The sequence below is a fragment of the Caulobacter sp. GW821-FHT09B11 genome (assembly GCF_059418205.1).
Genome location: NZ_JBWKPK010000019.1, coordinates 37577 through 61734 on the forward strand (window position 1 = coordinate 37577; position 24158 = coordinate 61734).

Consider the following 24158-nt stretch of genomic DNA (forward strand, 5'->3'; position numbering starts at 1 on the left):
GGGCGACGTCCCCTGTGAGAGTCGCCCCTTGGCCAATCCCGTCTCCGCCGTCCTCTCCAAGCTGAAGATCGACGCCTACATCATCGCGCTGTTCGGCATGGTGGTGCTGGCCTCCTTCCTGCCGGTGCGGGGTCAGGCGGCCGAGATCACCGGCTGGGTGGTGAAGATCGCCATCGCCCTGCTGTTCTTCCTGCACGGCGCCAAGCTGTCGCGCGAGGCCGTGGTCGCCGGGATCACCCACTGGCGGCTGCACCTGACGATCCTGGCCTTCACCTTCCTGCTGTTCCCTGTCCTGGGTCTCGCCATCAGCAAGGCCGGCGTGCTGTCGCCGACCATGGCCGCGGGGATGGTGTTCCTGGCCTGCCTGCCGTCCACCGTGCAGTCGTCGATCGCCTTCACCTCGATCGGGCGCGGCAACGTCGCCGCCGCCGTCTGCGCGGCCTCCGCGTCGAACCTGTTCGGGATCTTCCTGACGCCGGTGCTGGTGGGCCTGCTGATGAACGCCCACGGCGACGTCGGCGGCTGGGAGTCGATCCAGTCGATCGTCATCCAGTTGCTGCTGCCGTTCGTGGCCGGTCAGCTGGCCCGGCCGGTGGTCGGCAAGTGGATCGAGAAGCACAAGACCCTGGTCGGCCGCGTCGATCGCGGCTCGATCCTGCTGGTGGTCTATTCGGCCTTCAGCGCCGCCGTGGTCGAGGGCCTCTGGCATAAGGTTTCGCCGCTGGAGCTGATCGTGCTGCTGCTGGTCTGCGGCGTGCTGCTGACCATCGTCATGCTGGCCACCATGTTCGGCGCCCGGGCTCTGGGCTTCTCCAAGGCCGACGAGGTGGCGATCGTGTTCTGCGGTTCCAAGAAGAGCCTGGCCACCGGCGTGCCGATGGCCGGCATCCTGTTCCCCGGCGCGACGGCCGGGGTGCTGGTGCTGCCGCTGATGATCTTCCACCAGATCCAGCTGATGGCCTGTTCGGTGCTGGCGCAGCGCTACGGCGCGCGGCCCGCCGACGAGGCCTGAGACCTTCAATATCGCCCGTCAGAGGCGCAGGAAACGTTCATGACCACCACCGACACGCTGCTGGCCGGCCGCATCGCCCTCGTCACCGGCGCCACGCGCGGCATTGGCCGCGCCATCGCGCTGGGCCTGGCGCAGGCCGGCGCCCACGTCGTGGCCCTGGGGCGCACCCAGGGCGCGCTGGAGGCCCTGGACGACGCGATCTTCGCCGCCACCGGCGAGCACGCCACCCTCGTGCCGCTTGACCTGCGCGAGGCCGACGGCCTGGACCACCTGGGCGCGGCCCTGCACCAGCGCTTCGGAAAGCTGGACATCCTGGTCGGCGCGGCCGGCGTGCTGGGCGCCCTGACGCCGGTGGGACACCTGGACCCCAAGGGCTGGGACATGATCCTGTCGACCAACCTGACGGCCAACTGGCGACTGATCCGGGCCATGGACCCGCTGCTGCGCGCCTCGGACGCCGGTCGGGCCATCTTCCTGACCAGCAGCGTCGCCAAGAGCCACCGGGCCTTCTGGGGCGCCTACGCCGCCTCCAAGGCCGGGCTGGAGGCCATCGTCGACTGCTATGCCGACGAGATGGAGAACACCGCCGTGCGGGCCTTCTGCATCGACCCGGGCGCCATGCGCACCAAGATGCGGGCGCTCGCCTTCCCGGGCGAGGACCAGGCCACCGTGCAGGACCCGGCCGAGATCGCCCCCTTCGTCGTCGACCTGGCTCGCCCTGAGCGCGAGCCGCCGCGGGGCGTCGTTCGCTTCAAGGAACGCGGCCAGGAAGCGGCTAGCCTCGGCTGAACAGCCGTCGCGAAGCAATCGTAGGTGCAGATTACGTATTCCAAGTAAAATCAGGATATCGGAATTCGCGGATATCGCCGGATCGTCTACGATCTGCAATAAGCGCCTGTGTCGACAATGGGACTTAAGGCGTTGAAATTGTTGCTCGCGTCAATCCGACGCACCTGATGCAAGATTTCGAAGAACGTTGTTAAGCGTGGGATAACGGATCGAAGCTCACCTTTGGGTCGTGGCGAACCCCGCCGCTAGCCTTCCGGCGGAGCTCGGATCCGATGTCTTTCCTGTCGTTCAAGCGCGGTCGCGATACGGCCGACCAGCGCCTCGCCGAGCTCGAGGCCACCGTCGCGGCGATCCACCGCTCGCAGGCGGTCATCGAGTTCGAGCTCGACGGCACGATCCTGACGGCCAACACCAACTTCCTGAAGACGGTGGGCTATTCGCTGGACGAGATCCGCGGGCGACACCACAGCATGTTCGCCGATCCCGACTTCGCCCGCAGCGACGAATACAAGCAGTTCTGGCTGAACCTGGGCCGCGGCGAGTTCTTCGCCGGCAAGTTCCAGCGCCAGGGCAAGGGCGGCGTCGAGATCTGGATCCAGGGCGCCTACAACCCCGTGTTCGACGCGGACGGCAAGCCCTGCAAGGTCATCAAGTTCTGCACCGACATCACCCAGGCCGAGCATGAGCGGCTGGCCAACGAGACGCTGCGCAAGACCGAGGCCGAGCAAGGCGCCGTGGTGCTGACCCTGGCCGACAACCTCAAGCGCCTGGCCGCCGGCGACCTCACCGCCGACATCACCGCCGCCTTCGACGGCCGCTTCGCCTCGATCAAGAGCGACTACAACGCCGCCCTCTCCGCCCTGCGCGACGCCATGAACCAGATCGGCTCGTCGACAAACGGCGTGCACAACGGCTCCAACGAGATCACCGGGGCGTCGGAAGACCTCTCCAAGCGCACCGAGCAACAGGCCGCCGCCCTGGAAGAGACCGCCGCGGCCCTGGACGAGATCACCGCCACCGTGCGCCGCAGCGCCGAGGGCGCCCGCTCGGCCTCGACCGCCGCCTCGACCACGCGCCAGGAGGTCACCCGCTCGGGCGAGATCATGCGCGACGCCATCGAGGCCATGGGCGAGATCGAGCAGAGCTCGGGCAAGATCGGCCAGATCATCGGGGTGATCGACGAGATCGCCTTCCAGACCAACCTCCTGGCCCTCAACGCCGGGGTCGAGGCGGCCCGGGCCGGCGAGGCGGGCCGCGGCTTCGCCGTCGTCGCCCAGGAAGTGCGGGCCCTGGCCCAGCGCTCGGCCGAGGCGGCCAAGGAGATCAAGACCCTGATCGCCAACAGCAGCGCCCAGGTCGACCGCGGCGCCAAGCTGGTGGTCGACACCGGCCAGTCGCTGAACGGCATCGTCGGCCGCATCGCCGAGATCGACACCCTGATCTCCGAGATCGCCCAGTCGGCGCACGAGCAGGCCACGGGCCTCAACCAGGTCAACACCGCCATCAACCAGATGGACCAGGTGACCCAGCGCAACGCGGCCATGGTGGAGGAAGCCACCGCGGCGGCCGCATGCCTGCGCAACGAGGCCTCGTCGCTGGCAGAGCTGGTCTCGCGGTTCCACACCGGGACCGAGATCGCCAAGGTCGCGCCGCCCGCCGCGGCCCGCGCCTCGGCGACCCGCAGCCCCGTGGCCGCCGTGCAGGAGCGTATCGCCCAGTCGTTCCGACCGGGCGTGGCCGTGGGCCAGGACTGGGAAGAGTTCTAAGCCTCTTCCCGTCCGGCTGACGGCTAGCGGCCCTTGGGCTTGCCGCCGGGGGTCTTGTTGCCGCGCACGACGCGCGAACCGGCCACCGGACGACGCGGACCGCCGGCCTTGCCGCCGGCCGACTTGGCCCCGACCTTGTAGCTCGGGGTGGTCGAAACCTTCTTCTGGGCCTTGGGACCCTGCGGCTTCACCGACTTGACCGCGGCCTTGCCGGGATCAGCCTTGGGCGCATCGCTCTTGCCGGTATCGGCCTTGGCGGCGGTCGCCTTACGGGAGGCGGCCTTGGCGACGACCGCCTTGCTCGCGTCAGCCGTGCTCGCCTCGGTCTTGCTAGCGTCCGCCTTGTTGGCGTCGGCCTGGGCTTCGGCCAGGATCGCCGCCCTCTGGGCCGACTTCTTGACCGTGTTGCGCGAGGCCTTCAGGCGCGCCTTCTCGGCTTCCTTCTTCTCGAAGGCCCGCTTCCCACGGACCACATGCCCCTGCTCGGGTTCGGCATAGGGGTTGGCGCCCGACTTGATGGTGATGCGCAGCGGCACGCCCGGCAGGTCGAAGCTCTCCCGCAGGCTGTTCACCAGATAGCGCCGGTAGTGCTCGGGCATCTGGTCGGCGCGGCTGGAGAAAAGCACGAAGGTCGGCGGGCGAGCCTTGGTCTGAGCCATGTATTTCGGCTTCACGCGCTTTCCGCCCACGGAGGGCGGCGGGTGGCGCTGCATGGCCAGCTGCAGCCAGTCGTTCAGGTCGCGGGTCTTGACCTTGGTCGACCAGTCGCGGTGCGTCTTGATCACGGCCGGCATCAGGCGCTCGACGCCGCGGCCGGTCTCGCCCGACAAAGCCACCACCGGCGCACCGCGCAGCTGGGGCAGCATGCGCTCGGCGTGCTCGTTGAATTCCTTCAGGATCTGGCCCGGGTCCTCGATCAGGTCCCACTTGGCCAGCACGAAGACGACGCAGCGCCCTTCCCGCTCGGCCAGGTCGGCGATCTGCAGGTCCTGGGTCTCGAACGGGTGGGTGGCGTCCATCACCAGCAGCACGACCTCGGCGAAGGTCAGCGAGCGGATGGTGTCCTGGGTAGAGAGCTTCTCGAGCTTCTCGTTGACCTTGGCTTTCTTGCGCAGGCCGGCGGTGTCGACGAGGCGGATCTTGCGGCCGTCCCAGGTCCAGTCGACCGAGATCGAATCGCGGGTGATGCCGGCCTCGGGGCCGGTCAGCAGGCGCTGCTCGCCGATCAGGCGGTTGACCAGGGTCGACTTGCCGGCGTTCGGACGGCCGATGATGGCGATCTTGATCGGCTTGGTGTCGTCGTCGTAGTCCTCGAACTCTTCCTGCAGCTCGTCGGGCGTCACCGCCAGCAGCGCCGCATAGAGGTCGGCCATGCCTTCGCCGTGCTCGCCGCTGATCGGGATCGGCTCGCCCAGGCCCAGGCGGTGGGCTTCGGCGGCGCCGGCCTCGGCCTGCTTGCCTTCCGACTTGTTGGCGGCGACCACCACCGGCTTGTTCCGGCGGCGCAGCATCTCGGCGAAGATCTTGTCGAGCGGCGTCAGGCCCTCGCGGGCGTCGAACACGAACAGGGCGACGTCGGCTTCGTCGATGGCGAGTTCGGTCTGGGCGCGCATGCGCGCTTCCAGGCTCTCGTCGGTGACGTCCTCGAAGCCGGCGGTGTCGATCAGCTCCAGATCGAGGTCGCCGAGGCGGCCGTGCGCGAAGCGGCGGTCACGCGTGACCCCCGGCTGGTCGTCGACCAGGGCCAGCTTCCTGCCGGCCAGACGGTTGAACAGCGTGGACTTGCCCACATTGGGGCGGCCGACGATGGCGAGTTTCAAAGGCATAGGCGGTCAGTAGTCGATTTTTCTTGTCCCGGCAAAGCAACAAGCCCGGGCCGGCGTTTCCGCCAGCCCGGGCCCGGGACGGTTTCTGTTGCGCCGAGCCCCGAAGGGAGCCCGGAAAGTATCAGCGGATCGCGATCAGCTGGGCTTCGTCGGTCACCAGATAGACCTTGTCGCCGACGGCGATCGGCGACAGCAGGACCGAAGAACCGATCTTCAGCGTCTTCTCGGTGGCGCCGGTCTTGGCGTTCAGGGCCACGGCCTCGCCGTAGCTCGACACCGTGATCAGGCGGCCCGAAGCCAGGATCGGGCTGGACCAGATGCGCGGGTGCTTGGCCAGCTTCTTCTTCTGCTTCTTGGAGAGCTTGTCGGTCTCGTTGAGGTCGCGGATCCAGTGGACCTGGCCGCCGTCGCGCGAGACGCAGATCACCTGGCCGGCCTTGTCGACCACGTAGACCACGTCGCCGGCGGGCCAGGGCGTGGTGATCGCGGTGACCGGCAGGCTCCAGCGCGGCTGGCCCGTGCGCAGGTCGGTGGCGGCGAAGACGCCCGAGTGGCTGACGGCGTAGACGTCGCCCTTGTAGATCACCGGGCGGCCGGCGATGTCGCGGATTTCCGACAGGGCGTTGGTGCGGCTGGCGCGGCTGAGCGCCTCGCTCCACAGGTCGTTGCCGTTGCCGGCGCGCAGGGCCACCAGTTCGCCCGAAGCGAAGCCGGCGACGACGGTGTCGCCGCTGATCGCTGGGCTGGAGGCGGCCAGGATGCGGGCCGGCTCGATCAGGGCCTGGTAGGTCCAGCCCGGCGCGCCGTCGGCGGCCGAGAAGGTAAGCAGTTCGTTGTCGGTCGAGACCACGAAGACGCGGCCGTCGGCCACGGTCGGGGCGGCGTGGACCGGGGTGCTGGTCGCCTGGCGCCAGTTTTCCTTGCCGGTGGCCGCATCGATCTGGGCCACGAAGCGGAAGCCCGACGAGACGTAGAGCTTGCCGTCGGCATAGGCGACGCCGCCGCCGAAGCCCTCGGTGTCGCCCTTGTCGCGGCCGATGCCGAGGAAGCCGCGCTTGCCAGGCTGGGCGGCCGGACGCAGGTCCTTGCGCCACAGGGTCTCGCCGGTGGTCGCGTCGATCGCCGAGACCTTGGCCTCGCCGTCCATGACGAAGATCTTGCCGTCGGCCGAGACCGGGGTCGCGGTGATGTGGAAGGTGCGGTTGGCCTTTTGGCCGAAGCCCTTGCGCCAGGCGATCTCGAAGTCCTTGCCGGCGGCGACGTGCTCGACCGACTGCTCGGGCGAGCCGCCCGGCAGGCGCCAGTCGGCCTGGGGCTTGGCTTCCGGCAGGAAGAAATCGACGCCCTTCAGACCGTCGGCGGCCTCGACCTTCTGGTCGAAGGCGATGACCGAGATCCGCTGGCCTTGCGTGGCCTGGGCCTTGTTCTTCTCGTCCTTGCCGAACGGATTGAGTTTCGAAACCGTCGAGCAACCGGTCACCGACACTGCGGCCGACATCATCGCGGCGAGCAGCAGGGAGCGCTTCAAAGTCATGGGTCGGCGGCTCATCGAGCTTGGGGTTGCAGGCCCGGCGGCAGCTGGCCGGGCGCGAGTTGGATCGGCGGCGGCAGAGCGACGGCGGCCTTGACGGCGGCCGGCAGCGACTTGGCCGAGCCGGAGTCGATCATCTGGATGGCGGCCTGGGCCCGCTGGCGCGTGTCGTCGGACGCGTCCGACAGCAGCGACAGCACGACGAAGTCGCCGCGAGCGTCGGCCGTCTTGCCCGCCTGCAGCTTCGCGAAGGCCAAGGCCTCCTTGGCTTGCACGCGGTAAGGGCTCTTCTCGCCGGTCAACGGGGTCAGCCTCGACTCGATCTCCTGATAGGGAGCCGTGTCCATGAGCGCGAAGGCGGATTTGAGGCGAGCTATGTCACCCATGACAGGATCGGGAGCAATCTTGGCCGCTTCGTCGAAATAACCGACAGCTTCGGCGGTCTTGCGCTCGTCCAGGCGGATGCCGCCCATCTGCATCAGGGCCAGGGCGCGGTAGCCGGCGTTGCCTTCCTTGGACAGCTTCTCGAACTGGCCGAAGGCCTTGGCCGGGCCGTCCTTCTCGTAGGCTTCGAGGGTGGCCTGGACGGCTTCCGACGCCTTGTTGGCGCGGTTGGTCTCGTACGCCGTCCAGCCCCACCAGCCGCCGACGCCCAGGACCGCGACCGCCGCGACCGCGCCCAGCAGGGGCAGCGACTTCAGCGCGAAGGTCTTGTAGCGGTCGGAGCGAAGCTGCTCTTCGACCTCGTCAAACACATCGACCACGAACGAGGCTCCGATACGGGCGCGGGAAGCGCCGGGGCGTCGAGGACCGGACGAGATCCGGACGACGCAAGGTTGAACATCAAGTCGCCACGGCCCCTGGCCGCGACGCAGGCGGCGAACCTATAGCGTGTCCGCCGCCGCCGCAACGGCGGGATCAGGGTCCTTCTCCCCTTGCGGGAGAAGGTGGCGGCGAAGCCGGCGGATGAGGGGTTTCTCAAACGTGCGAGGCTTCATCCAGCTTCGTGGCGGATGGTTTTGAGAGACCCCTCACCCGACCTCCTTCGGAGGCCACCCTCTCCCGCAAGGGGAGAGGGAGAATGAGGTCAGTCCTTCTTGGCGTAGTAGGTCTCGGCCGCGCCGGGGAAGCTGCGGTCCTTGACGTCGCGGGCGTAGTCGGCGGCGGCCTTTTCGATCTGGCCCTTCAGGTCGGCGTAGCGGCGCACGAACTTGGGCGTCCAGTCGAACAGGCCCAGCATGTCGTCGCTGACCAGCACCTGGCCGTCGCAGCCGGCAGAGGCGCCGATGCCGATGGTCGGCGGGGCGATCGTCTCGGTGATCTCGCGGGCCAGGGCCTCGGCCACGCCCTCGACCACCACGGCGAAGGCGCCGGCCTCGGCGGTGGCGCGGGCCTCGGCCAGGATCTTCTGGCGGCCTTCCTCGTCGCGGCCCTTGGCCTTGAAGCCGCCGTCCACGAGCACCGCCTGCGGGCGCAGGCCCACATGGCCCATCACCGGCACGCCACGATCGACGAGGTAGCGGATGGTCTGGGGCACGGTGGGGCCGCTCTCGACCTTCACGGCCTGGGCCCCGGTCTCCTTCATGATGCGCACGGCGTTGGCGTAGGCCTCTTCCGGCGCGCCCTCGTAGGAGCCGAAGGGCATGTCGACGACGACCATGGCCTTGCGGGAGCCGCGCATGACCGCCTGGCCGTGCAGGATCATCATCTCCATGGTCACGCCGACCGTGTTGGGCAGGCCGTGGACGACCATGCCCAGCGAATCGCCGACCAGCAGCACATCGCAGGCGTCGTCGAGGGCGGCCGCCACCGGGGCGGTGTAGGCGGTGAGGCAGACAATCGGAACGCCGCCCTTGCGGGCGGCGATGTCGGGGGCGGCGAGACGGCGGACCGTCTCCTGGCGATGGGCGGACAAGACTCGCTCCGGCTCTCTTCGATGACCGGAGCGCGACGGGGGCCGCCCTCCGGAATTAGAACTCTTCGACCAGTCGGGTGACGGCGAAGGCCAGAGCGATAGCCGCAAGCGCCGCGCCAAGCCACAGGGTTTCGACGCTGGCCGGGGTGGCGACGAACTGGTCTACCCGGGACATCAGCTTGTCGACGCCCATGTCCATGCTGGTCACGCCCTGCTGGGAGGCGTGCTGCAGGTCGGAAGCGAAGCGGCTGGTGATCAGCTGGCCGACCGCCACCACGCCCGCCACGGCGCCGGCCGCGCCGATCAGCACGCGACGCAAGGCCCAGCCGCGATCGAGCCGCCGTTCGACCCGGGCCTGGAAGGCTTCGGCGTCGGAAAAGGCCGGCGGGGCCGCGAACAGCCGCGAAAGCTGGGCGTCGAAGTCACGATCAACCATGACCTTCCCTCCGCGCAGATGAGTCCGGTGACGGGGCCAGTCTGGCCCGGAGCTTATCGAGACCACGTTTGACATGGGATTTGACCGTCCCGATCGGGATGTTCAAGGCCTCGGCCGCCTCGGCGTGCGACCAGTCGGCGCCGTAGCACAGCGAGACGCACAGCTGCTCGCCGCGCGACAGGCCCTTGAGGGCCTCGTCCAGGTCGAGCCGGTCGCCCGGCGAGGCGCTGGTCGCGGCCGAAGGGTCTTCCGGCGCCTCGTCCGAGAAGATCAGGCGCGAGTCGCGCTTGACCTTGCGCAGGTAGAGCCGCGCGGCGGTCTTCTTGATCCAGCCGCCGAAAGCCCCCTCGCCGCGATATTCGGCGATCTGCTCGAAGCCGACCAGGAAGGCGTCCTGGGCGACGTCGTCGGCCGTGGCCGGATCGGCGCCGAGGCGACGCAGCAGCCCCCGTACGGCGGAGCCGTGCCTGCGCACGAGCTCCCCGTAGGCCGCGCGGTCGCCGGTGGCGGCGAGGGCCGCCAGCTCGACGTCGTGACCGGTGGTTGGCGGGCGTTGAACACCCATGATGACAAGTCCCCTCTTCCCCGACGGACGACCTCAGTCCAGAGACCGCGCGCCCTTGTTGGGGTTGAAGAAGCTCAGGATCACATAGGCGACGCCGATCAAGGCCGGGATGGCGGCGACGCCGAGGATCGGGTGGATCATCTCACCCTCGTGCAGGCCGATCATCCAGCCCAGCACCGCGATGCCCGCGCCGACGGCGATCAGGATCACGCCCACGCGCATGTCGCGCAGGGCCGAGGATTCCTTAGGCGCTTTGACTTCCTTGCTCATCGCCTCGATCAGCTCGGGCGGCAGCGCCTGGCCCTTCTCGATGGCGGCCCGGACGGTGGCCTGCATCTCCCGCCGTTCGCGGCTCTTCAGCCACAGCGGGATGCAGACGACGCAGACGACCATGATGAACGGCGCCAGCGGTATCAGGATGCCAAGTTCCATGACTCGTTCCCCTCGGAATGTTTTCGACGAGAGCCTGTCGCTTTCGTCTCGTACAGGGAAGAGGCTTTGGCGGCGCCGTTTGGAGGCGCCCGGCGAGATGAAACTTTCGTAAGGCGGATCAGGCCGTTGCGACGGCCGCGGCGACGCGTTGCGGCGCAAGGCTGGAGACGATGTCCTCGACCGCGTCGAGCAGCACGGTCGGGGTGTGGTCGACCAGCAGCTGGCGGGTGGCGTAGCCCCAGGTGACGGCGCCGGACGCCAGTCCGAGGGCGTTGGCCGCGTCGATGTCGCGGGTCTCGTCGCCGATGGAGATCACCCGGCCGGGCCGCACGCCGGCGGTCTTGATCACCTTGAGGAACTTCTTGGCCTTGCCGAACAGCGAGGCGCCGCAGCCGTAGTGGTCGATCAGCCTGGCGAGGTCGGGACCCAGCACGGTGCGGATCGTGGCCTCGCTGTTGGAGCTGACCACGGCCAGGCGCACGCCGCCGGCCGACAGGGCGCGCAGCATGTCCGGAACGCCCGGGAACAGTCCTATCGAGCCGATCTCGGCGGCCATCAGCTTCTTGCCGTGGGCGGCGATGATCGGAATCTTCCAGGCCGAGACGCCCAGGTACTTGATGATCTCGCGATTGGGACGGCCACGGAGCATCTCGACTTCCTCGTCGGTGACGCTCTTGAAGCCGTACATCCTGGCCATCGGATTGACGAGCTTCAGCACCACGGCGCCGCTGTCGGCCAGCGTGCCGTCGAAATCGAAGATCGCCAGATCGTAAGGAAGCCCCGAAGTCACGCCCACTCAATCATCCTGTCGCCGCCATTCTCTGGTCACAGAGTCCGGCCGTTTCCCAAAGACTTAGCCGCTGTTGGCCGCGGTTGTCGCCCGAAAGTTCGCCAACTCGCGTAATTCGTGCAAGCCCTGTTTCGCGCTTCAGGCGAGAACGGCGGCGTAGAGATCGGGCTTGAAGCCGGCCAGCAGCTTGCCGTCGACATCGAGGATCGGCCGCTTGATCATCGACGGCTGGGCCAGCATCAGATCGACCGCCTTGGCCGCGTCGATGCCGGTCTTGTCGGCGTCCGGCAGCTTGCGGAAGGTCGTGCCGGCGCGGTTCAGCACCGTCTCCCAGCCCAGCTGCGCCACCCATCCTTCGACCGAGGCGCGGTCGATCCCGGCGACCTTGTAGTCGTGGAAGGCGTAAGGAACGCCGCGCTCGTCGAGCCAGGTGCGGGCCTTCTTCATCGTGTCGCAGGCCTTGATGCCGTAGATCGTCACCGTCACCGGACGCGCTCCAGAACTTCGCCCGCGAGTCGGGCTCTCCTCGACGGATTAGCATTTTCGTCCGGAGCGCGGTCGGAATTGACCTAGAGCAGTTGCGTCTCAATCGCGAGGGGGCGACATTCACTCCATGAACGCCATGACCGATCTCGCCAACGCCGAAACTCTCGCCAAGCGCCTCAAGGCTGGAACCTCCCAGACCCACGAAGGGCTGGACAAGAGCATCATGGCCGGCCGGCCGTTCGAGGATCGCGAGCGTTATGGCCGCTTCCTCGAGGTGCAGCAGCGCTTCCATCGCGACATCGACGGCCTCTACCAGCGGCCCGAACTGGCCCAGCGCCTGCCGGACCTGGAAGGCCGCCGGCGGCTGGCGGCGATCGAGGCCGACCGCGCCGACCTCGGCCTGCCCGCCCTCGAAGACCTCCCGCGGCCGGCCTTCGCGGCCGACCAGGCGCCGGATCTGGCGACGGCCCTGGGCTGGCTCTATGTCGCCGAGGGCTCGAACCTGGGCGCGGCGTTCCTGTTCAAGGCGGCCGCCAAGCTGGGACTGGACGAGGCCTTCGGCGCGCGCCACCTGGCCGGCCATCCCGATGGCCGCGCCGCCCACTGGCGCCAGTTCACCGCCGCGCTGGACGCGGCCGATCTCGACGCGGCCGGCGAGGCCCGCGCCATAGCCGGGGCGAAAGCCGCCTTTTCGCAGGTGCAGGCCTATGTCGACGCCGCCTTCCGCTGAGCCCCCCGCCGCTGAAATTGAAGCCGTGAGCGTTCCGGCTACGTCGCGCGGGGTGCGGATCGGCTATCTGATCGCCGGCTTCGCCTTCACGGCGCTGGGGATCGTCGGGGCGTTCCTGCCGCTGCTGCCGACGACGGTGTTCCTGATCCTGGCCGCCGGCTGCTTCGGCAAGTCTTCGCCGAGGCTCGAGGCCTGGCTGCTGAACCACCCGAAGTTCGGCCCCTCGGTGCGGGCCTGGCGGGCCAACAAGGCCATTCCCCGCAAGGCCAAGATCGCCGCGTGCTTGGGCATGGCCGGCGGCATGGCGGTGTTCCTGCTGGCGGCGCGGCCCAAGCCGTGGCTGGGCCTGCTGGTGGGGGCGATCATGGCCGCCTGCGCGGCCTTCGTCGTCTCGCGCCCCGAGCCGCCTGCGGCCTGACCCTCTGATGGTCTGAAGGGAGCTTGGCGCTAGGAACGGGCGGCGCGTCCCGGCGGTTTTCTCTCCACAACCATCCGGAGGAAGCCATGTCCAAAGCCCCGCCCATCCCGCCGGAGCAACGCGCCTTCAAGGGCCAGAAGCCCGACATCGAGGGCCACGCCGGCCGCGAAGGCCTGCAGTCGCCCGATCCTGGCAACGCCGATGTCAATCTGGCCGAACAGGGCCGGCACGGGAACCTGCGCCAGAACACCAGCCATTCGGGGAACGTGCAGGATCGGTGAGGCTCCACCCCTACCCCGTCAGTTCCCAGCGCCCGAGCACGATGTGCCGGGTCTGGCCCAGCAGGCTGTGGATCAGCACGAACTCGGAAACGGGCCACGACACCGGCTCCACCGCCGTCTCGGGCGCCAGGCCGCGGTCGTAGAGCAGCGTCACGTGCGGATTGAACTGCTTGGCGACCTGCTTGCCGAGGCCGGCATGGGCCATGGCCAGGCCCAGCGCCTTCTGGAAGGCGTGCAGACTCGAAAGCCCCTCCCCGCCTTGCAGGACGAAGGGGTTGTTGCCGCGATTGTTGAAGCTGGCGGCCTTGTCGAAGGTCACGTCGAACGGCGCGGCCGTCGGCGCGACGGCGGCGCCGGCTTCCAGCGCCTGGGCGACGATCCCGCGCGGCAGGCCGGCGTAGTCGCCGATGTGGTGCAGGGTGACGTGGAAGCGATCGGGCGTCAGCGGCGCGCCGGAGAGGCCAAGGCGCCCCTTCAGGTCGCGGGCCCGGCCGGCGATGGCCTCGGCGACAGGCGCCTCGGGGAAGATCCCGAAGAACAGGCGGTCGGACGGCGGGACGTCGAGTTCGGGAAAGAGCGACATGCCCAATTCCTTGAGCGGAATCGCCGGACGTTGAAAGAGCGGACGGCGCTCGCCGCCCGCCCCTGTTCGCCGACTACGGACGCGCCGGGATGTTGAGGCCGCGCTGCACGGCCGGACGGGCCAGACCCCGCTCCAGCCAGGCGGGCACGTTCTTCAGGCTCTTGTAGTCGACCAGATCGGCCGCCTCGTAGAAGCCCACGAGGTTGCGCACCCAGCCCAGGGTGGCGACGTCGGCGATGGTGTAGTCGTCGCCCATCAGCCAGTCGCGGCCTTCCAGGCGGGTCTCCAGCACGCCCAGCAGGCGCTGGCTCTCGGCGCGGTAGCGCTCCAGCGGGCGCTTGTCCTCGTATTCGCGGCCGGCGAACTTGTGGAAGAAGCCCAGCTGGCCGAACATCGGGCCGACGGCGGCCATCTGGAAGAACACCCACTGCAGGGTCTCGTAGCGCGCGGCCGGATCGGTCGGCAGCAGCTTGCCGGTCTTTTCGGCCAGATAGACGAGGATCGCGCCGCTCTCGAACAGGCCGAAGGGCTTCCCGCCCGGACCGTCGGGATCGATGATCGCCGGGATCTTGCCGTTGGGATTGAGGCTGAGGAATTCCGGGGTCCAGGTCTCGTTCTTGCCGATGTCGATCAGGTGCGGCTCGTAAGGGACGCCCACCTCTTCCAGCATGATCGACACCTTCACGCCGTTGGGCGTGGGCAGCGAATAGAGCTGGATGCGGTCGGGATGGGCGGCGGGCCAGCGGCTGGCGATCGGGAAGGCCGAGAGGTCGGACATGGGAGCTCCTGGGAAGGGTCCCGGTCGATATAGGCGCCGCGGGGACGAGACCCAGAGGGATGGCTGAGACTTTCTTCCTCGCCTTCCCTTTTCTCGTCATCCCGGCCGCAGCGAAGCGGAGAGCCGGGACCCAGGGGCCGCCGCAACGCGCAAGCTACCGCAGGGTGCGCATCCCATCGCCGAGCCCAGTCTCCTGGGTCCCGGCTCTGCGGCGCTGACGCGCCTCCGGCCGGGATGACGAGCTTGGAGGAGAACGCCTAGCTCTTGGCGGCGGTGCGCAGGATGAAGCCCAGGATCTCGGCCACGGCGACGTAGAGCGCCTCGGGGATCTCCTCCTCCATCGGGATGGTCGACAGGGCCTGGGCCAGGGCCGGGTTCTCCTCCAGCGGCACGCCGTGCTCGCGGGCGGTCTCGACGATCTTGTCGCCCACCCAGCCTCGGCCGCTGGCGACCACGCGCGGAGCGTCGGGGGCGTCGTAGCGCAGGGCGACGGCGATGCGGGGGCCGGAGACGCGGGTCATGTGGCGCGGTCCACGAAGCGGCCGGGGGCCGGCGGCGCGGCGACCGGCGCGGGCGAGGCGTGGAAGGCCACTTCCGGTTCGAGGGCGGCGTCGCGCAGGGCGGCGTCGAGGATTTCCTGGCCGCCACGCAGCCGGGCCATGGTCTCGGTCCGCTCGGCCCACAGCGACACGCGGGCCCGCTCGCCGGTCAGGGCCAGCTGGGCGTCGATGCGGCCCATGGGCTCGACGTCGAGCGAGAAGCGAACCTTCCAGGTGCGGGCCTCGTCCGGACCGCCGGCGCCCCCGCCGCCTCCGCCGTCGCGGTTGATCTCGAACTGGGCGACGGACGAGCCTTGGGGCGTGGCGAAGGGCACGTCGAACACCCAGCGGGGACCGGCCTTTTCCTCGACGGCGCGGCCATCGAGGGGCTGGGCGGCCCGGGCGGAGTCGGCGCGCTCGGGCAGGGACGCGGCCTGCATCAGTTCCTGCCGCGCCAGGGCGGCGTCGACGCCCTTGGCCAGCTGGTGGGCGACCGTGGCCGGCGGCGCGTCATAGGCCAGGGTCGAGGTCACGGCGGCCTGGGCGACGACCGGCCCGCCGGCGAACGGCGGCGGCGGTCCCTTGCCCGGCGGCGTCAGGGGCGGCTGGGCAAGCGGCTGGCGCACCACCGGTTCCTCGAAGCCAGCGGCGGCCTCCTGGGCCAGGACGAACAGGGCGGCGGCCGGCTGGGCGGCCTGCGGCGGGGTCGGGCGCGGGACGACGGCCGCCAGGAAGCGCGCGATGGGCGTCTCGGCGGCCTCATCGGGCGTCGCCGGGGCGGGAGGCGTCATCTCGGCGTCCACGGGCGTGGAGGCGGTCGATGCGGGGCGAGCCAGCGGCGCGGGCGCCCCCTCCTCCGCGACGGCGGGCTGCCCAGGGGCGGCGGCCGTCTGGATGGTCGAGGTGGAGACCGGGTCGGCCTCGGCCTGGACGGGAACAGGCAAGGCCGATGACGTCGCGACGGCGGCGGAGGTCGAGGCGCCGGGCGACAGCGTCTGAGACGGCGTGGTGGAAGTCGGCGTGGAGGTCGGCGGGGACGACGGCCCGGCCGGGCCGGTCTGGGCGCTCCAGCTGGCGACGGCGGCGCGCAGCACCAGCATGGCGGCCTTGAGGTCTTTCGCGGCAAGGGGCGCGACGAGCGGGGCGGCGCTGGACAACGCCTCCTCGGCCAGGCGCTGCTCCATGAACAGGCCCGAGCGGCTGAACGCCTGGCGGATCTCGCCGGCGGTCACCGCGCCGTCGATCGGCGAGCGCAGGGCCAGCATGTTGGCGGCGGCCTGGCGGACGACGGCGGGGGCGTCGGGCGAGGTCGAGACGCGCTCCAGGTCGGCCAACAGCGGCGCCATGCCGCCCTGGGCGGGCGCGGCGCGGCCGACGAGGTCGGAGACGGCCTTGGCCTGCACCGTGGGGCTGGACAGCAGGATCTCGCGGGCCTGGCCGGTAGCGCCGCCCTTGAGCAGGCTCTCGACGGTGTCGGCGGCTTCGGGCGCGGCCTGGGCGCCGCCCTCGGTCGCGATCCGTCCCAGGGTCTCGGCGGCTTCGGCCAGGGCCTTCTGGGCCAGCATGGCCGGCGGCGGCAGGCCCGGCTGCCCGGTCTGGCCGCCCTGCGAACCGGCGGGCGCGACCGTCGCCGTCGGCATGACCGAGGCGGACGTCGGGACAGCGGGTCCAAGCGGTTGAACCGACACGGCGGGCTCCACGAGCGCGCGATGCGCGCAGGGTTTCCGCAAGATTAATCCACAGGCGTGAAGCGGGTCTTAAGCCCGCCTGGCGGCACGGCTTTCGAGGAAATCGAGCATGGCGTCGGCGGCGGCTTCGGCCGGATCGGGCATGCCGCGACCCAGCTTGTCGAGAGCGGCGTACTGCTCGGCCACCTGACGCTGGCGCAGGGCCGGGTCGTCGAGGCGCCGGGCCAGCTCCGCCGCCAGCCGCTCGCCGGTGCAGTCGTGCTGCAAGAGTTCAGGCGCCACTTCGCGGTCGGCGGCGATATTAAACAGGGTCACCCAGCGCGGGGTCATCAGGCGCTTGAGCAGCGCGTAGCTGATCGCGCCGATCTTGTAGCCGACCACCATCGGCGCGCCGGCCAGGGCCAGCTCGATGGTCACCGTGCCCGAACAGGCCAGGGCCACGGTGGCGGCCTTCATGGCGTCGTCCTTGGCCTGGTCGTCCTCGATGACATGGGCGCGGAACGGCCAGCCGGCGACACGCGCCTTGACGGCGGCGGCGACGGTCGAGGCGGCGGGTACGACGACGTGCAGGCCCGGCCGCTCGGCCTTGAGCAGGCGCACGGCGTCCTCGAAGGCCGGCAGCACGCGCTCGATCTCGGACGGACGGCTGCCGGGCAGGACGGCCAGGATCGAATCGTCGGGACCCGCCCCGATGGCGGCGCGGGCCCGGGCGGCGTCGGCGCCGCTGAAATCGCGGGCCAGGGCCGGATTGCCGACGAAGACGCTGGGCAGGCCGACGGCGTCGAAGAACGGCTTGTCCATCGGCTGGGTGGCCAGCAGCAGGTCGACGGCCTGCGCCAGGGTCGCCGTCCGGCCCGGACGCGAAGCCCAGACCTGCGGCGCGACGTATTTGATCAGGGCGATCGACGGGTCGAGCGCGCGCAGGCGCCTGGCCAGGCGGATGTTGAAGCCCCAGGAGTCGATCAGCACGGCGACGTCGGGCTTTTCGCGCACCGCCACGGCCTCGACGTCCTTCAGGCGACGCAGGACGCGCGGATAGGCCTTCAGCCCCTCGAAGAGGCCCAGGATCGACAGTTCGGCGATGTCGAACGGGCTCTGCACCCCTTCGGCGGCCATGCGCGCGCCGCCGAGACCGACGAAGCGGACCTGGTCGCCCAGCCGCGCCCGCAGGACCCGGGCCAGGCCCGCGCCGAGATTGTCGCCCGAGGCCTCGGCCGCGACCAGCATGACCGTCAACGGTCGAGCGCCGGATACATCGGGGCTCATCAGCCGGGCTCGACGCCGTAGACGAAGAGACCCAGGTCGTCGGCGCAGGCGATGACCTGCTCGCGGTCGACGATCAGCAGGCGTCCGGCCTCGCCGACCACGCCGGCCAGGCCCGCGCGGGCGGCGCGTTGGATGGTGGCGACGCCGATGGTGGGCAGGTCGACCTTGGTTTCCTGGATCGGCTTGGGGGCCTTGGCCAAAACGCCCTTGGGCGCCTCGGGACAGCCGCGGATCGCCTGGGGCAGATCGGCCACCCGACGCAGCATGGCGTCGGTGCCCTCCTGGGCCTCGACGGCCAGGACCAGGCCGTCGCAGACCACGGCCCCCTGCCCCACGTCGAGCCCGCCGATGGCGCGGGCGACGGTCAGGGCGCGGTCGATGTCGGCGCCGTGCTCGGCGCGCGGGGCGTAGCGGCCCAGCGGTCCGGCCGGCAGGGTCATCTCGCCGCGCACCTCGTGGGCGCCCTCGACGACGAAGCCTTCCTTCTCAAACTCGGTCAGCACGCGGCGCAGCAGGGCGTCGTCGCCCTCGCGGGCGGCCTTGATCAGGCCCGGCAGCACCTTCACGCCCCTGAAGTCGGGGATCAGGGCCGAGAAGTCGGGACGATCCACCGTGCCGGCGAAGCAGACGGCCTGGCAGCCCTCTTCCTTCAGCGCCTTGAAGGCCTTGCCGAACTCGGCGATGCCGACCTCGGCGCCGGGGTACTGCTCCAGCGACGGATCGGCGAAACCCTTGACGCGCATGACCGCGAACGGCCGGCCGGCGCGCTCGCAGTGGGCGGCCAGTTCGATCGGCAGGGCCCCGCCGCCGGCGATCAGTCCGAGCTTGCGCAAACCTAGACCTCGCGCTCGGGCAGGCAGAGCGGCCGGTTGCCGTCGTCGCGGATGAACGCGATGATTTCCATCACTTCGGGAATGGAGGCGTAGGTCTCGGCCGCGTCGTCCAGGCGCTCCTGGAAGGTGCCTTCGTCGGCGAACATCATGCGATAGGCCGAGCGCAGGGCGTTGATCGCCTCGCGCGAGAAGCCCCGGCGCTTGAGGCCGACCAGGTTCAGGCCCTCGAGGTGGGCGTGGTTGCCCCACACCGAGCCGTAGGGGATGACGTCCTTGGTCACGGCGGCCAGGCCGCCGATGAAGCTGTAGCGGCCGACGCGCGAGAACTGATGGATGGCCGCCAGGCCGCCGACGAACACGAAGTTGCCGACGTCGACATGGCCGCCCAGGGTCGCGCCCTTGGCCAGCACGACGTTGTCGCCGACCTTGCAGTCGTGGGCCACGTGGGCCTCGGCCATGAAGAAGCCGTCGGCGCCGACGGTGGTCACGCCGCGGCCCGAGGCCGTGCCGGTGTTCATCGTCACCTGCTCGCGGATGACGTTGCGCGGACCGATGACCAGCTCGGTGCGCTCGCCCTTGTAGCCCAGGTGCTGCGGCGGACCGCCCAGGGCCGAGAAGGCGTGGACCACGGTGTCCTCGCCGATGGTGGTGACGCCATCGACCACCACATGCGACAGCAGGCGCACGCGGGCGCCCAGGGTCACGTCGGGGCCGACGATGCAGAACGGCCCGATTTCGACGTCGTCCGCCAGCTTGGCGGCGGCGTCGACGATGGCGGTCGGATGGACTTTGGTCATTTCGTCGGGGTCTCCACGACCATGGCGGCGAACTCGACCTCGGCGGCGACCTTGTCGCCGATCTTGGCCACGCCCTTGAACTTGAAGATGGTCGAGCGCGCGCGCACCACCTCGACCTCCATGCGCAGGACGTCGCCCGGGCGCACGGGGTTGCGGAAGCGGGCGTTGTCGACCGACATGAAGAAGATCGTCTTGCCTTCGGTGTCGACTTCCAGCGACTTGCTCATCAGCACCGCGCCCGTCTGGGCCAGGGCCTCGATGATCAGCACGCCGGGCATCACCGGATTGCCCGGGAAGTGACCCTGGAAGAACGGCTCGTTGACCGTCACGCACTTGATGCCGACGATCGACTGGTGCGGGACGTAGGCTTCGGCGCGATCGACCAGCAGGAACGGATAGCGGTGCGGGATCCGGTTGAGGATCTCGGCGATGTCGATGTGGGTCTGCGGGACCGCGGTTTCGGTCTGGCTCATGCCTCGTCTTTCATCCCCCGACTGCGCGCGCTGCGCGACAGCCATGCCGTTTCCCGCAGCCATCGCTTGATGGGACGCGCGGGAAACCCTGTCCATGTCTCGCCGGCCGGCACGTCCTTGAACACCGAGGCCGAGGCCCCGATGCTGGCGCCGGCGCCGATCGTCAAGTGGTCGGCGACGCCGGCCTTGCCGCCGAAGGCGACGCCGTCGCCGACGACCGTGCTGCCCGACAGCCCGGTATAGGCCGCCAGAAGGCAGTTTCGGCCCAGCTGCACGTTGTGCGCAACGTGGACCAGATTATCGATCTTGGTGTTCTCGCCCACCGTGGTGTCGTCGAACGCGCCGCGGTCGATGCAGCTGTTGGCGCCCAGGGTGACGCCGTCCTGCAGGACCACGCGGCCCAGCTGCGGCAGGTCGACGACGCCCTTGGGGCCGCCGGCCGCGCCGAACCCGGCCTCGCCCACCGCCGAGCCGGCGTGCAGGCTGACGCGGTCGCCGATCAGGGCGAAACCGACCACGGCGTTGGCCCCGATCACGCAGTCGCGGCCGATGGCGACGCCGGGACCGATCACCGCGCCCGGGCCGATCACCGTATTGCGCCCGATGCGCACGTCCTGGCCGATCACCGCGCCGGGCGACAGGCGCACGCCCTCCTCCAGCACGGCGGACGGATGGATGGCGGCCGAGCCCGGCTCATGGCGGCGGGGGCCGTGCAGGCGCGCCGCGGCGGCGGCCCAGGCGGCCTGGGGATGGGGAGTGAGCAGCGCGGCGCAGCCTTCCGGCGCGAGCTCGCGATGCTGCGGCTTCATGAAGATCGCGCCCGCCCTGCAGGCCGACAGGCCGGCGGCCCGGCGCGGATCGGAAAGGAAGGAGACGGCGTCCGGCCCGGCGCCGTCCAGCGGGGCGACGGTGACGATCAGGCGCTCGCCCAGGGCCTTGTCGGCCAACTCCGCGCCGCCGGCCAGGGCCAGATCGGACACGGAAACCGGACCCAGGGTCTCGAAAAAGCGGGGGTCCGGCATGGAAACCTCTCGACGACGGCCGTCCCGGGAATCGCCCGATACGGACGAAGTGTAGGCGGCCCAAAGCCGTCCCGAGTCAATGCCGTAACGGAAGGCGCCCGCCCGGCGACAAGCCGGGCGAGCGCTCCTTTAGTCCTTAGTTCCGCTGCAGTTCGGCGGCCAGTTGGGCGGCTTGCTGCGGGGTCAGCTTGGTGCGTTCCAAGGCCTGGAACGACGCGGCCTTGCCACGGGCGTCCAGCAGGCTGACGACCTGCGGGGTGATGTCCATGGCCGGGTTGAAGATGGCGACGGCGTTGCGCTCGACCAGCAGGCCGCAGGCCTTTTGCTGGTAGGCGGCGATCACGGCCGGCTGCAGTTCCACCTGGTACTGCTGCTGGGCGGTGTTGGCCGTGGCGACCAGTTCCATCTGGGTGTGGGCGGCGTCGCGCTGCAGGGCGCTCTGCTCCAGTTCCAGGTCGGACTTCTGCTTTTCGCGAGCGGTGATGTCGCCGGCCGGGGTCTTGGCGGCGGCGTTGAACGCGTCGATCTTGGTCTGCAGGGCCTTTTCACGGGCGGCCAGCGGCGACTCGGCCGTGGTCTGCAGGGCCTTCAGGCGGGCGTCGAGCGCCTTGCCGGTGGCCGAGGTGCCGCGCACGGCGCCGGCCGAGAACACGCACAGGCTGGGAATGGCCGCGCCGTGGGTGATCGGCGGGGCGGCCGGGGCGGCCGGAGCCTTGGCGAGCGGGGCGGCGGCTTGGGCGAAAGCGCCGGAGGCCACGGCGAACGCGGCCAGACCCGAAGCGGCCGCGACGAAGAACTTGGAGGACATGCTGTCAGAAGCCTTGTGGAGATTAGAAACGGGTTGAAGTGGAGAAGCGGAAGGTTTCCGTCCGGTCGTAGTCTTCCTTTTTCAGGATCTGGCTGATGTCGAACCGGATGGGACCCATGGGCGACTTCCAATCGATGCTGACGCCGGCGGACGCGCGCAGAGCGAGGTTGTCCCGGATATTCGCGTCGAAGACTCCGGTGGAACTTTGGCGATCCACGTCATCCAGCTGACCGGCGGTGCCGAAATCGCTGAACAGGGCGGCCTTGATGCCGTATTGCTCGGGCAGGAAGGTCGGAATGGTCAGTTCCAGCGAGCCGATCGCATAGAGCTTGGCGCCGAGGGCGCTGCTGTCGGTCGAGATGTCGCGCGGGCCGATACCGGCGGTCTCGAAGCCGCGGAAGCTGGAACCGCCCTTGTAGAAGCGGTCGTTGATGCGGACGCTGTCGCCGCCCCAGCCCTCGATGTAGCCGGCCGAACCGGTGGCGCTGAACACGAAGTCCTTGTTGAAGCCCCAGTACCAGCCGCCGTCCATCTCGGTCTTGAGATAGTTCACGTCGCCGCCGAAGCCCGCCAGGTCCTGGTTAAGGTCGGCGAAGAAGCCGCGGGTCGGACGCAGCGGATCGTTCCGCTTGTCGAGGCGCAGGCCGTAGCCGACCAGCGAGGTCATGTAGGCGCCGCGCTGCAGGCAGAGGATCGTCGAGACCGTACCGTTGGCGCAGTAGCTGTCGGCCACGTCCACCTCGTCCTGGCGCAGGGTGTAGCGCAGGCTCATCGAGGTGTTCTGGGTCAGGCCGAAGCCCAAGGTGAAGCCGCCGCCGATCGACTTGGTGTCGTAGGCTGCGAACTCGCTGAGGTCGTAGCGATACGAATAGAGGTTCACGCCGGCGGCCAGGTTGCGGCCCAGGAAGCGCGGCTCGGTGAAGGCGAAGTCGACCTGCTGACGCAGCGAGCCGACCGACACGCGGGCGCGCAGGTTCTGGCCGCGACCGCGGAAGTTCCGCTCGGTGACGCCGACGTCGAGCACCAGCTGGTCGACCGAGCTGTAGCCGGCGCTGAACGACAGTTCGCCGGTCGGCTGCTCTTCGACCTTCACGCGCAGGGCGGTGCGGTCGGGAGCGCTGCTCGGCACTTCCTCGATGTTGACGTCCTTGAAGAAGCCCAGGCGGCGCATGTTGTTGCGCGACCGGTCGACCAGCACGCGGTTGTAGGCGTCGCCTTCGGCGACTTCCATTTCGCGGCGCAGGACGTAGTCGAGGGTGCGGGTGTTGCCGACGATGTCGATGCGATCGACGTAGACGCGCGGGCCTTCACGCACCTGGAACACCACGTCGACCGTCTGGGTCTCGCGGTTGGGCACGTAGCGCGGACGCACATCCACGAAGGCGAAGCCGGCCGCGCCCGCCGCGAAGGTCAGGGCGTCGGTGGCCTGCTCGATGCGCTCGTCCTCATAGATCTGGCCGGTCTTGATCGGCAGGATCTGGGCCAGCAGGTTGCCGTCGAGCTTCTTCAACTCGGTTTCGACGGTGACCTTGCCGAACTTGTACTTGGGGCCTTCGTCCAGCGTGTAGGTGACCGCGAAGCCGTTCTTGTCGGTGGCCAGTTCGGCGGTCGAGGCCACGACGCGGAAGTCGAAATAGCCGCGGTTGCGGTAGTACTTGCGCAGCTGCTCGCGATCGTACTCGATCCGGTCAGGGTCGTAGTTGTCGTTGCTGGTCAGGAACTTGTACCAGTGCGACTCCTTGGTGACGATGACGTCGGAGAGTTCGCTGTCCGAGAATTCCTTGTTGCCCAGGAAATTGACGCCGAGAACGCCGCTCTTGGGGCCTTCGTTGATCTCGAACACCAGGTCGACGCGCTTTTGCGGCAGTTCCACGACCTTGGGGGTCACGGTCGCCGAGATGCGGCCCGAGCGGCGGTAGAGTTCGATGATGCGCTGGACGTCGGCCTGCACCTTGGCGCGGGTGAAGATGCCGCGCGGACGGATCTGGACCTCGTCCTTCAGCTTGTCTTCCTTGAGCGCCGAATTCCCCTCGAAGACCACCTGGTTGATGATCGGGTTCTCGACGACCTTGACCACCAGGTCGCCGCCGACCAGCTCGATCGAGACGTCGGCGAACAGGTCGGTGCGCGCCAGGGTCTTCAGCGCCAGGTCGAGGCGGGCCGGATCGACCGTCTCGCCGGCCTGGATCGGCAGGTAGGACAGCACCGTGCCCGCTTCGATCCGCTCGTTGCCCTGCACGACGATGCGCTGCACCACGCCCGAGGTCTGGGCCTGAGCGAACGCGGCCTGGGGCGCGATCAGGGCGGTGGAGCCGAAGAGGAGTGCAACGCCGGTGGCGAACGCGGCGCTGTGGGCGCGAATTTTGCTCATGGGACCAATCATGGACAGGCGGT

26 protein-coding genes and 1 pseudogene are annotated in these 24158 nt (G+C 69.5%); 6 read left to right on the forward strand and 21 right to left on the reverse strand.

The genetic code is table 11. The features are described from left to right. Positions 1-28 precede the first annotated feature (28 nt). The 3 genes from AC07N1_RS15220 to AC07N1_RS15230 all read left to right on the forward strand — a co-directional run bounded on the left by AC07N1_RS15220 (position 29) and on the right by AC07N1_RS15230 (position 3567). On the forward strand, positions 29-1012 hold the full coding sequence (locus AC07N1_RS15220; protein ID WP_494672577.1) for a bile acid:sodium symporter family protein: 984 nt from the start codon (positions 29-31) through the stop codon (positions 1010-1012). 39 nt (positions 1013-1051) lie between these two features. Then, complete coding sequence (locus tag AC07N1_RS15225; RefSeq protein WP_494672578.1) at positions 1052-1801, forward strand: SDR family NAD(P)-dependent oxidoreductase; 750 nt, start codon at positions 1052-1054, stop codon at positions 1799-1801. Positions 1802-2073: 272 nt separating this feature from the next. Next, positions 2074-3567, forward strand: coding sequence for a methyl-accepting chemotaxis protein (locus AC07N1_RS15230; protein WP_494672579.1), 1494 nt, complete (start codon positions 2074-2076; stop codon positions 3565-3567). A gap of 23 nt (positions 3568-3590) precedes the next feature. Here AC07N1_RS15230 and der read toward each other — a convergent pair whose 3' ends face one another. The 9 genes from der to AC07N1_RS15275 all read right to left on the reverse strand — a co-directional run bounded on the left by der (position 3591) and on the right by AC07N1_RS15275 (position 11548). After that, positions 3591-5393, reverse strand: a complete 1803-nt coding sequence (der, locus tag AC07N1_RS15235; RefSeq protein WP_494672580.1) for a ribosome biogenesis GTPase Der — start codon at positions 5391-5393, stop codon at positions 3591-3593. Between the two features lie 121 nt (positions 5394-5514). After that, positions 5515-6927, reverse strand: coding sequence for a PQQ-like beta-propeller repeat protein (locus AC07N1_RS15240; RefSeq protein ID WP_494672581.1), 1413 nt, complete (start codon positions 6925-6927; stop codon positions 5515-5517). 11 nt (positions 6928-6938) lie between these two features. Beyond that, positions 6939-7688, reverse strand: a complete 750-nt coding sequence (locus AC07N1_RS15245; protein WP_494672582.1) for a tetratricopeptide repeat protein — start codon at positions 7686-7688, stop codon at positions 6939-6941. Between the two features lie 323 nt (positions 7689-8011). After that, positions 8012-8839 carry a 3-methyl-2-oxobutanoate hydroxymethyltransferase gene (gene panB / locus AC07N1_RS15250; RefSeq protein WP_487288739.1) on the reverse strand — a complete coding sequence of 276 codons (828 nt, stop codon included), beginning with the start codon at positions 8837-8839 and terminating at the stop codon, positions 8012-8014. Between the two features lie 55 nt (positions 8840-8894). Then, positions 8895-9275: a hypothetical protein gene (locus AC07N1_RS15255; RefSeq protein ID WP_494672583.1), complete on the reverse strand. Its 381-nt coding sequence runs from the start codon at positions 9273-9275 to the stop codon at positions 8895-8897. Beyond that, on the reverse strand, positions 9268-9840 hold the full coding sequence (locus AC07N1_RS15260) for an RNA polymerase sigma factor (protein WP_494672584.1): 573 nt from the start codon (positions 9838-9840) through the stop codon (positions 9268-9270). The genes AC07N1_RS15255 and AC07N1_RS15260 overlap by 8 nt, the downstream gene beginning before the upstream one ends. A 33-nt stretch (positions 9841-9873) precedes the next feature. Beyond that, the gene (locus tag AC07N1_RS15265; protein ID WP_494672585.1) at positions 9874-10272 is read right to left on the reverse strand and encodes a DUF6249 domain-containing protein; all 399 of its coding nucleotides are present in this window, start codon (positions 10270-10272) and stop codon (positions 9874-9876) included. 118 nt (positions 10273-10390) lie between these two features. Continuing rightward, entirely contained in the window at positions 10391-11062 is a 672-nt protein-coding gene (locus AC07N1_RS15270) for an HAD hydrolase-like protein (protein ID WP_494672586.1), read from the reverse strand. 138 nt (positions 11063-11200) lie between these two features. Next, positions 11201-11548: an ArsC family reductase gene (locus AC07N1_RS15275; RefSeq protein WP_494672587.1), complete on the reverse strand. Its 348-nt coding sequence runs from the start codon at positions 11546-11548 to the stop codon at positions 11201-11203. Between the two features lie 127 nt (positions 11549-11675). Between AC07N1_RS15275 and AC07N1_RS15280 the strand changes: the two genes are divergently transcribed. From AC07N1_RS15280 to AC07N1_RS15290, 3 genes are all read left to right on the forward strand, one after another. Next, positions 11676-12278: a biliverdin-producing heme oxygenase gene (locus tag AC07N1_RS15280; protein ID WP_494672588.1), complete on the forward strand. Its 603-nt coding sequence runs from the start codon at positions 11676-11678 to the stop codon at positions 12276-12278. 25 nt (positions 12279-12303) lie between these two features. Further along, entirely contained in the window at positions 12304-12696 is a 393-nt protein-coding gene (locus tag AC07N1_RS15285) for a YbaN family protein (RefSeq protein WP_494672589.1), read from the forward strand. An 86-nt stretch (positions 12697-12782) separates the two neighbouring features. Next, positions 12783-12977, forward strand: coding sequence for a hypothetical protein (locus tag AC07N1_RS15290; protein WP_494672590.1), 195 nt, complete (start codon positions 12783-12785; stop codon positions 12975-12977). Positions 12978-12987: 10 nt separating this feature from the next. Here the strand turns inward: AC07N1_RS15290 and AC07N1_RS15295 are convergent, their stop codons facing one another. The 12 genes and pseudogenes from AC07N1_RS15295 to bamA form a co-directional block, all read right to left on the reverse strand. Beyond that, entirely contained in the window at positions 12988-13560 is a 573-nt protein-coding gene (locus AC07N1_RS15295) for a 2'-5' RNA ligase family protein (protein WP_494672591.1), read from the reverse strand. Between the two features lie 73 nt (positions 13561-13633). Next, complete coding sequence (locus AC07N1_RS15300; protein ID WP_494672592.1) at positions 13634-14338, reverse strand: glutathione S-transferase N-terminal domain-containing protein; 705 nt, start codon at positions 14336-14338, stop codon at positions 13634-13636. Positions 14339-14433: 95 nt separating this feature from the next. Continuing rightward, positions 14434-14574: pseudogene (locus tag AC07N1_RS15305) on the reverse strand (hypothetical protein); the annotation flags it as partial. Between the two features lie 21 nt (positions 14575-14595). Beyond that, on the reverse strand, positions 14596-14859 hold the full coding sequence (locus tag AC07N1_RS15310) for an EscU/YscU/HrcU family type III secretion system export apparatus switch protein (RefSeq protein ID WP_110117814.1): 264 nt from the start codon (positions 14857-14859) through the stop codon (positions 14596-14598). Then, positions 14856-16565: a flagellar hook-length control protein FliK gene (gene fliK, locus AC07N1_RS15315; RefSeq protein WP_494672593.1), complete on the reverse strand. Its 1710-nt coding sequence runs from the start codon at positions 16563-16565 to the stop codon at positions 14856-14858. Before fliK ends, AC07N1_RS15310 begins: the two co-directional genes overlap by 4 nt. Before the next feature lie 69 nt (positions 16566-16634). Then, positions 16635-17831 carry a lipid-A-disaccharide synthase gene (gene lpxB / locus AC07N1_RS15320; protein WP_494672594.1) on the reverse strand — a complete coding sequence of 399 codons (1197 nt, stop codon included), beginning with the start codon at positions 17829-17831 and terminating at the stop codon, positions 16635-16637. Continuing rightward, positions 17831-18664, reverse strand: coding sequence for a UDP-2,3-diacylglucosamine diphosphatase (gene lpxI, locus AC07N1_RS15325; RefSeq protein WP_494672595.1), 834 nt, complete (start codon positions 18662-18664; stop codon positions 17831-17833). Before lpxI ends, lpxB begins: the two co-directional genes overlap by 1 nt. Positions 18665-18666: 2 nt before the next feature. After that, a complete protein-coding gene (gene lpxA, locus AC07N1_RS15330; protein ID WP_494672596.1) occupies positions 18667-19461 on the reverse strand; it encodes an acyl-ACP--UDP-N-acetylglucosamine O-acyltransferase in 795 nt (264 codons plus the stop codon). Continuing rightward, complete coding sequence (gene fabZ, locus AC07N1_RS15335) at positions 19458-19934, reverse strand: 3-hydroxyacyl-ACP dehydratase FabZ (RefSeq protein WP_494672597.1); 477 nt, start codon at positions 19932-19934, stop codon at positions 19458-19460. The genes lpxA and fabZ overlap by 4 nt, the downstream gene beginning before the upstream one ends. Further along, positions 19931-20956 carry a UDP-3-O-(3-hydroxymyristoyl)glucosamine N-acyltransferase gene (gene lpxD / locus AC07N1_RS15340; RefSeq protein WP_494672598.1) on the reverse strand — a complete coding sequence of 342 codons (1026 nt, stop codon included), beginning with the start codon at positions 20954-20956 and terminating at the stop codon, positions 19931-19933. Before lpxD ends, fabZ begins: the two co-directional genes overlap by 4 nt. Positions 20957-21092: 136 nt before the next feature. Beyond that, a complete protein-coding gene (locus tag AC07N1_RS15345) occupies positions 21093-21764 on the reverse strand; it encodes an OmpH family outer membrane protein (protein WP_494672599.1) in 672 nt (223 codons plus the stop codon). A gap of 22 nt (positions 21765-21786) precedes the next feature. After that, the gene (gene bamA, locus AC07N1_RS15350) at positions 21787-24147 is read right to left on the reverse strand and encodes an outer membrane protein assembly factor BamA (RefSeq protein WP_494672600.1); all 2361 of its coding nucleotides are present in this window, start codon (positions 24145-24147) and stop codon (positions 21787-21789) included. Between the last annotated feature and the right edge of the window lie 11 nt (positions 24148-24158).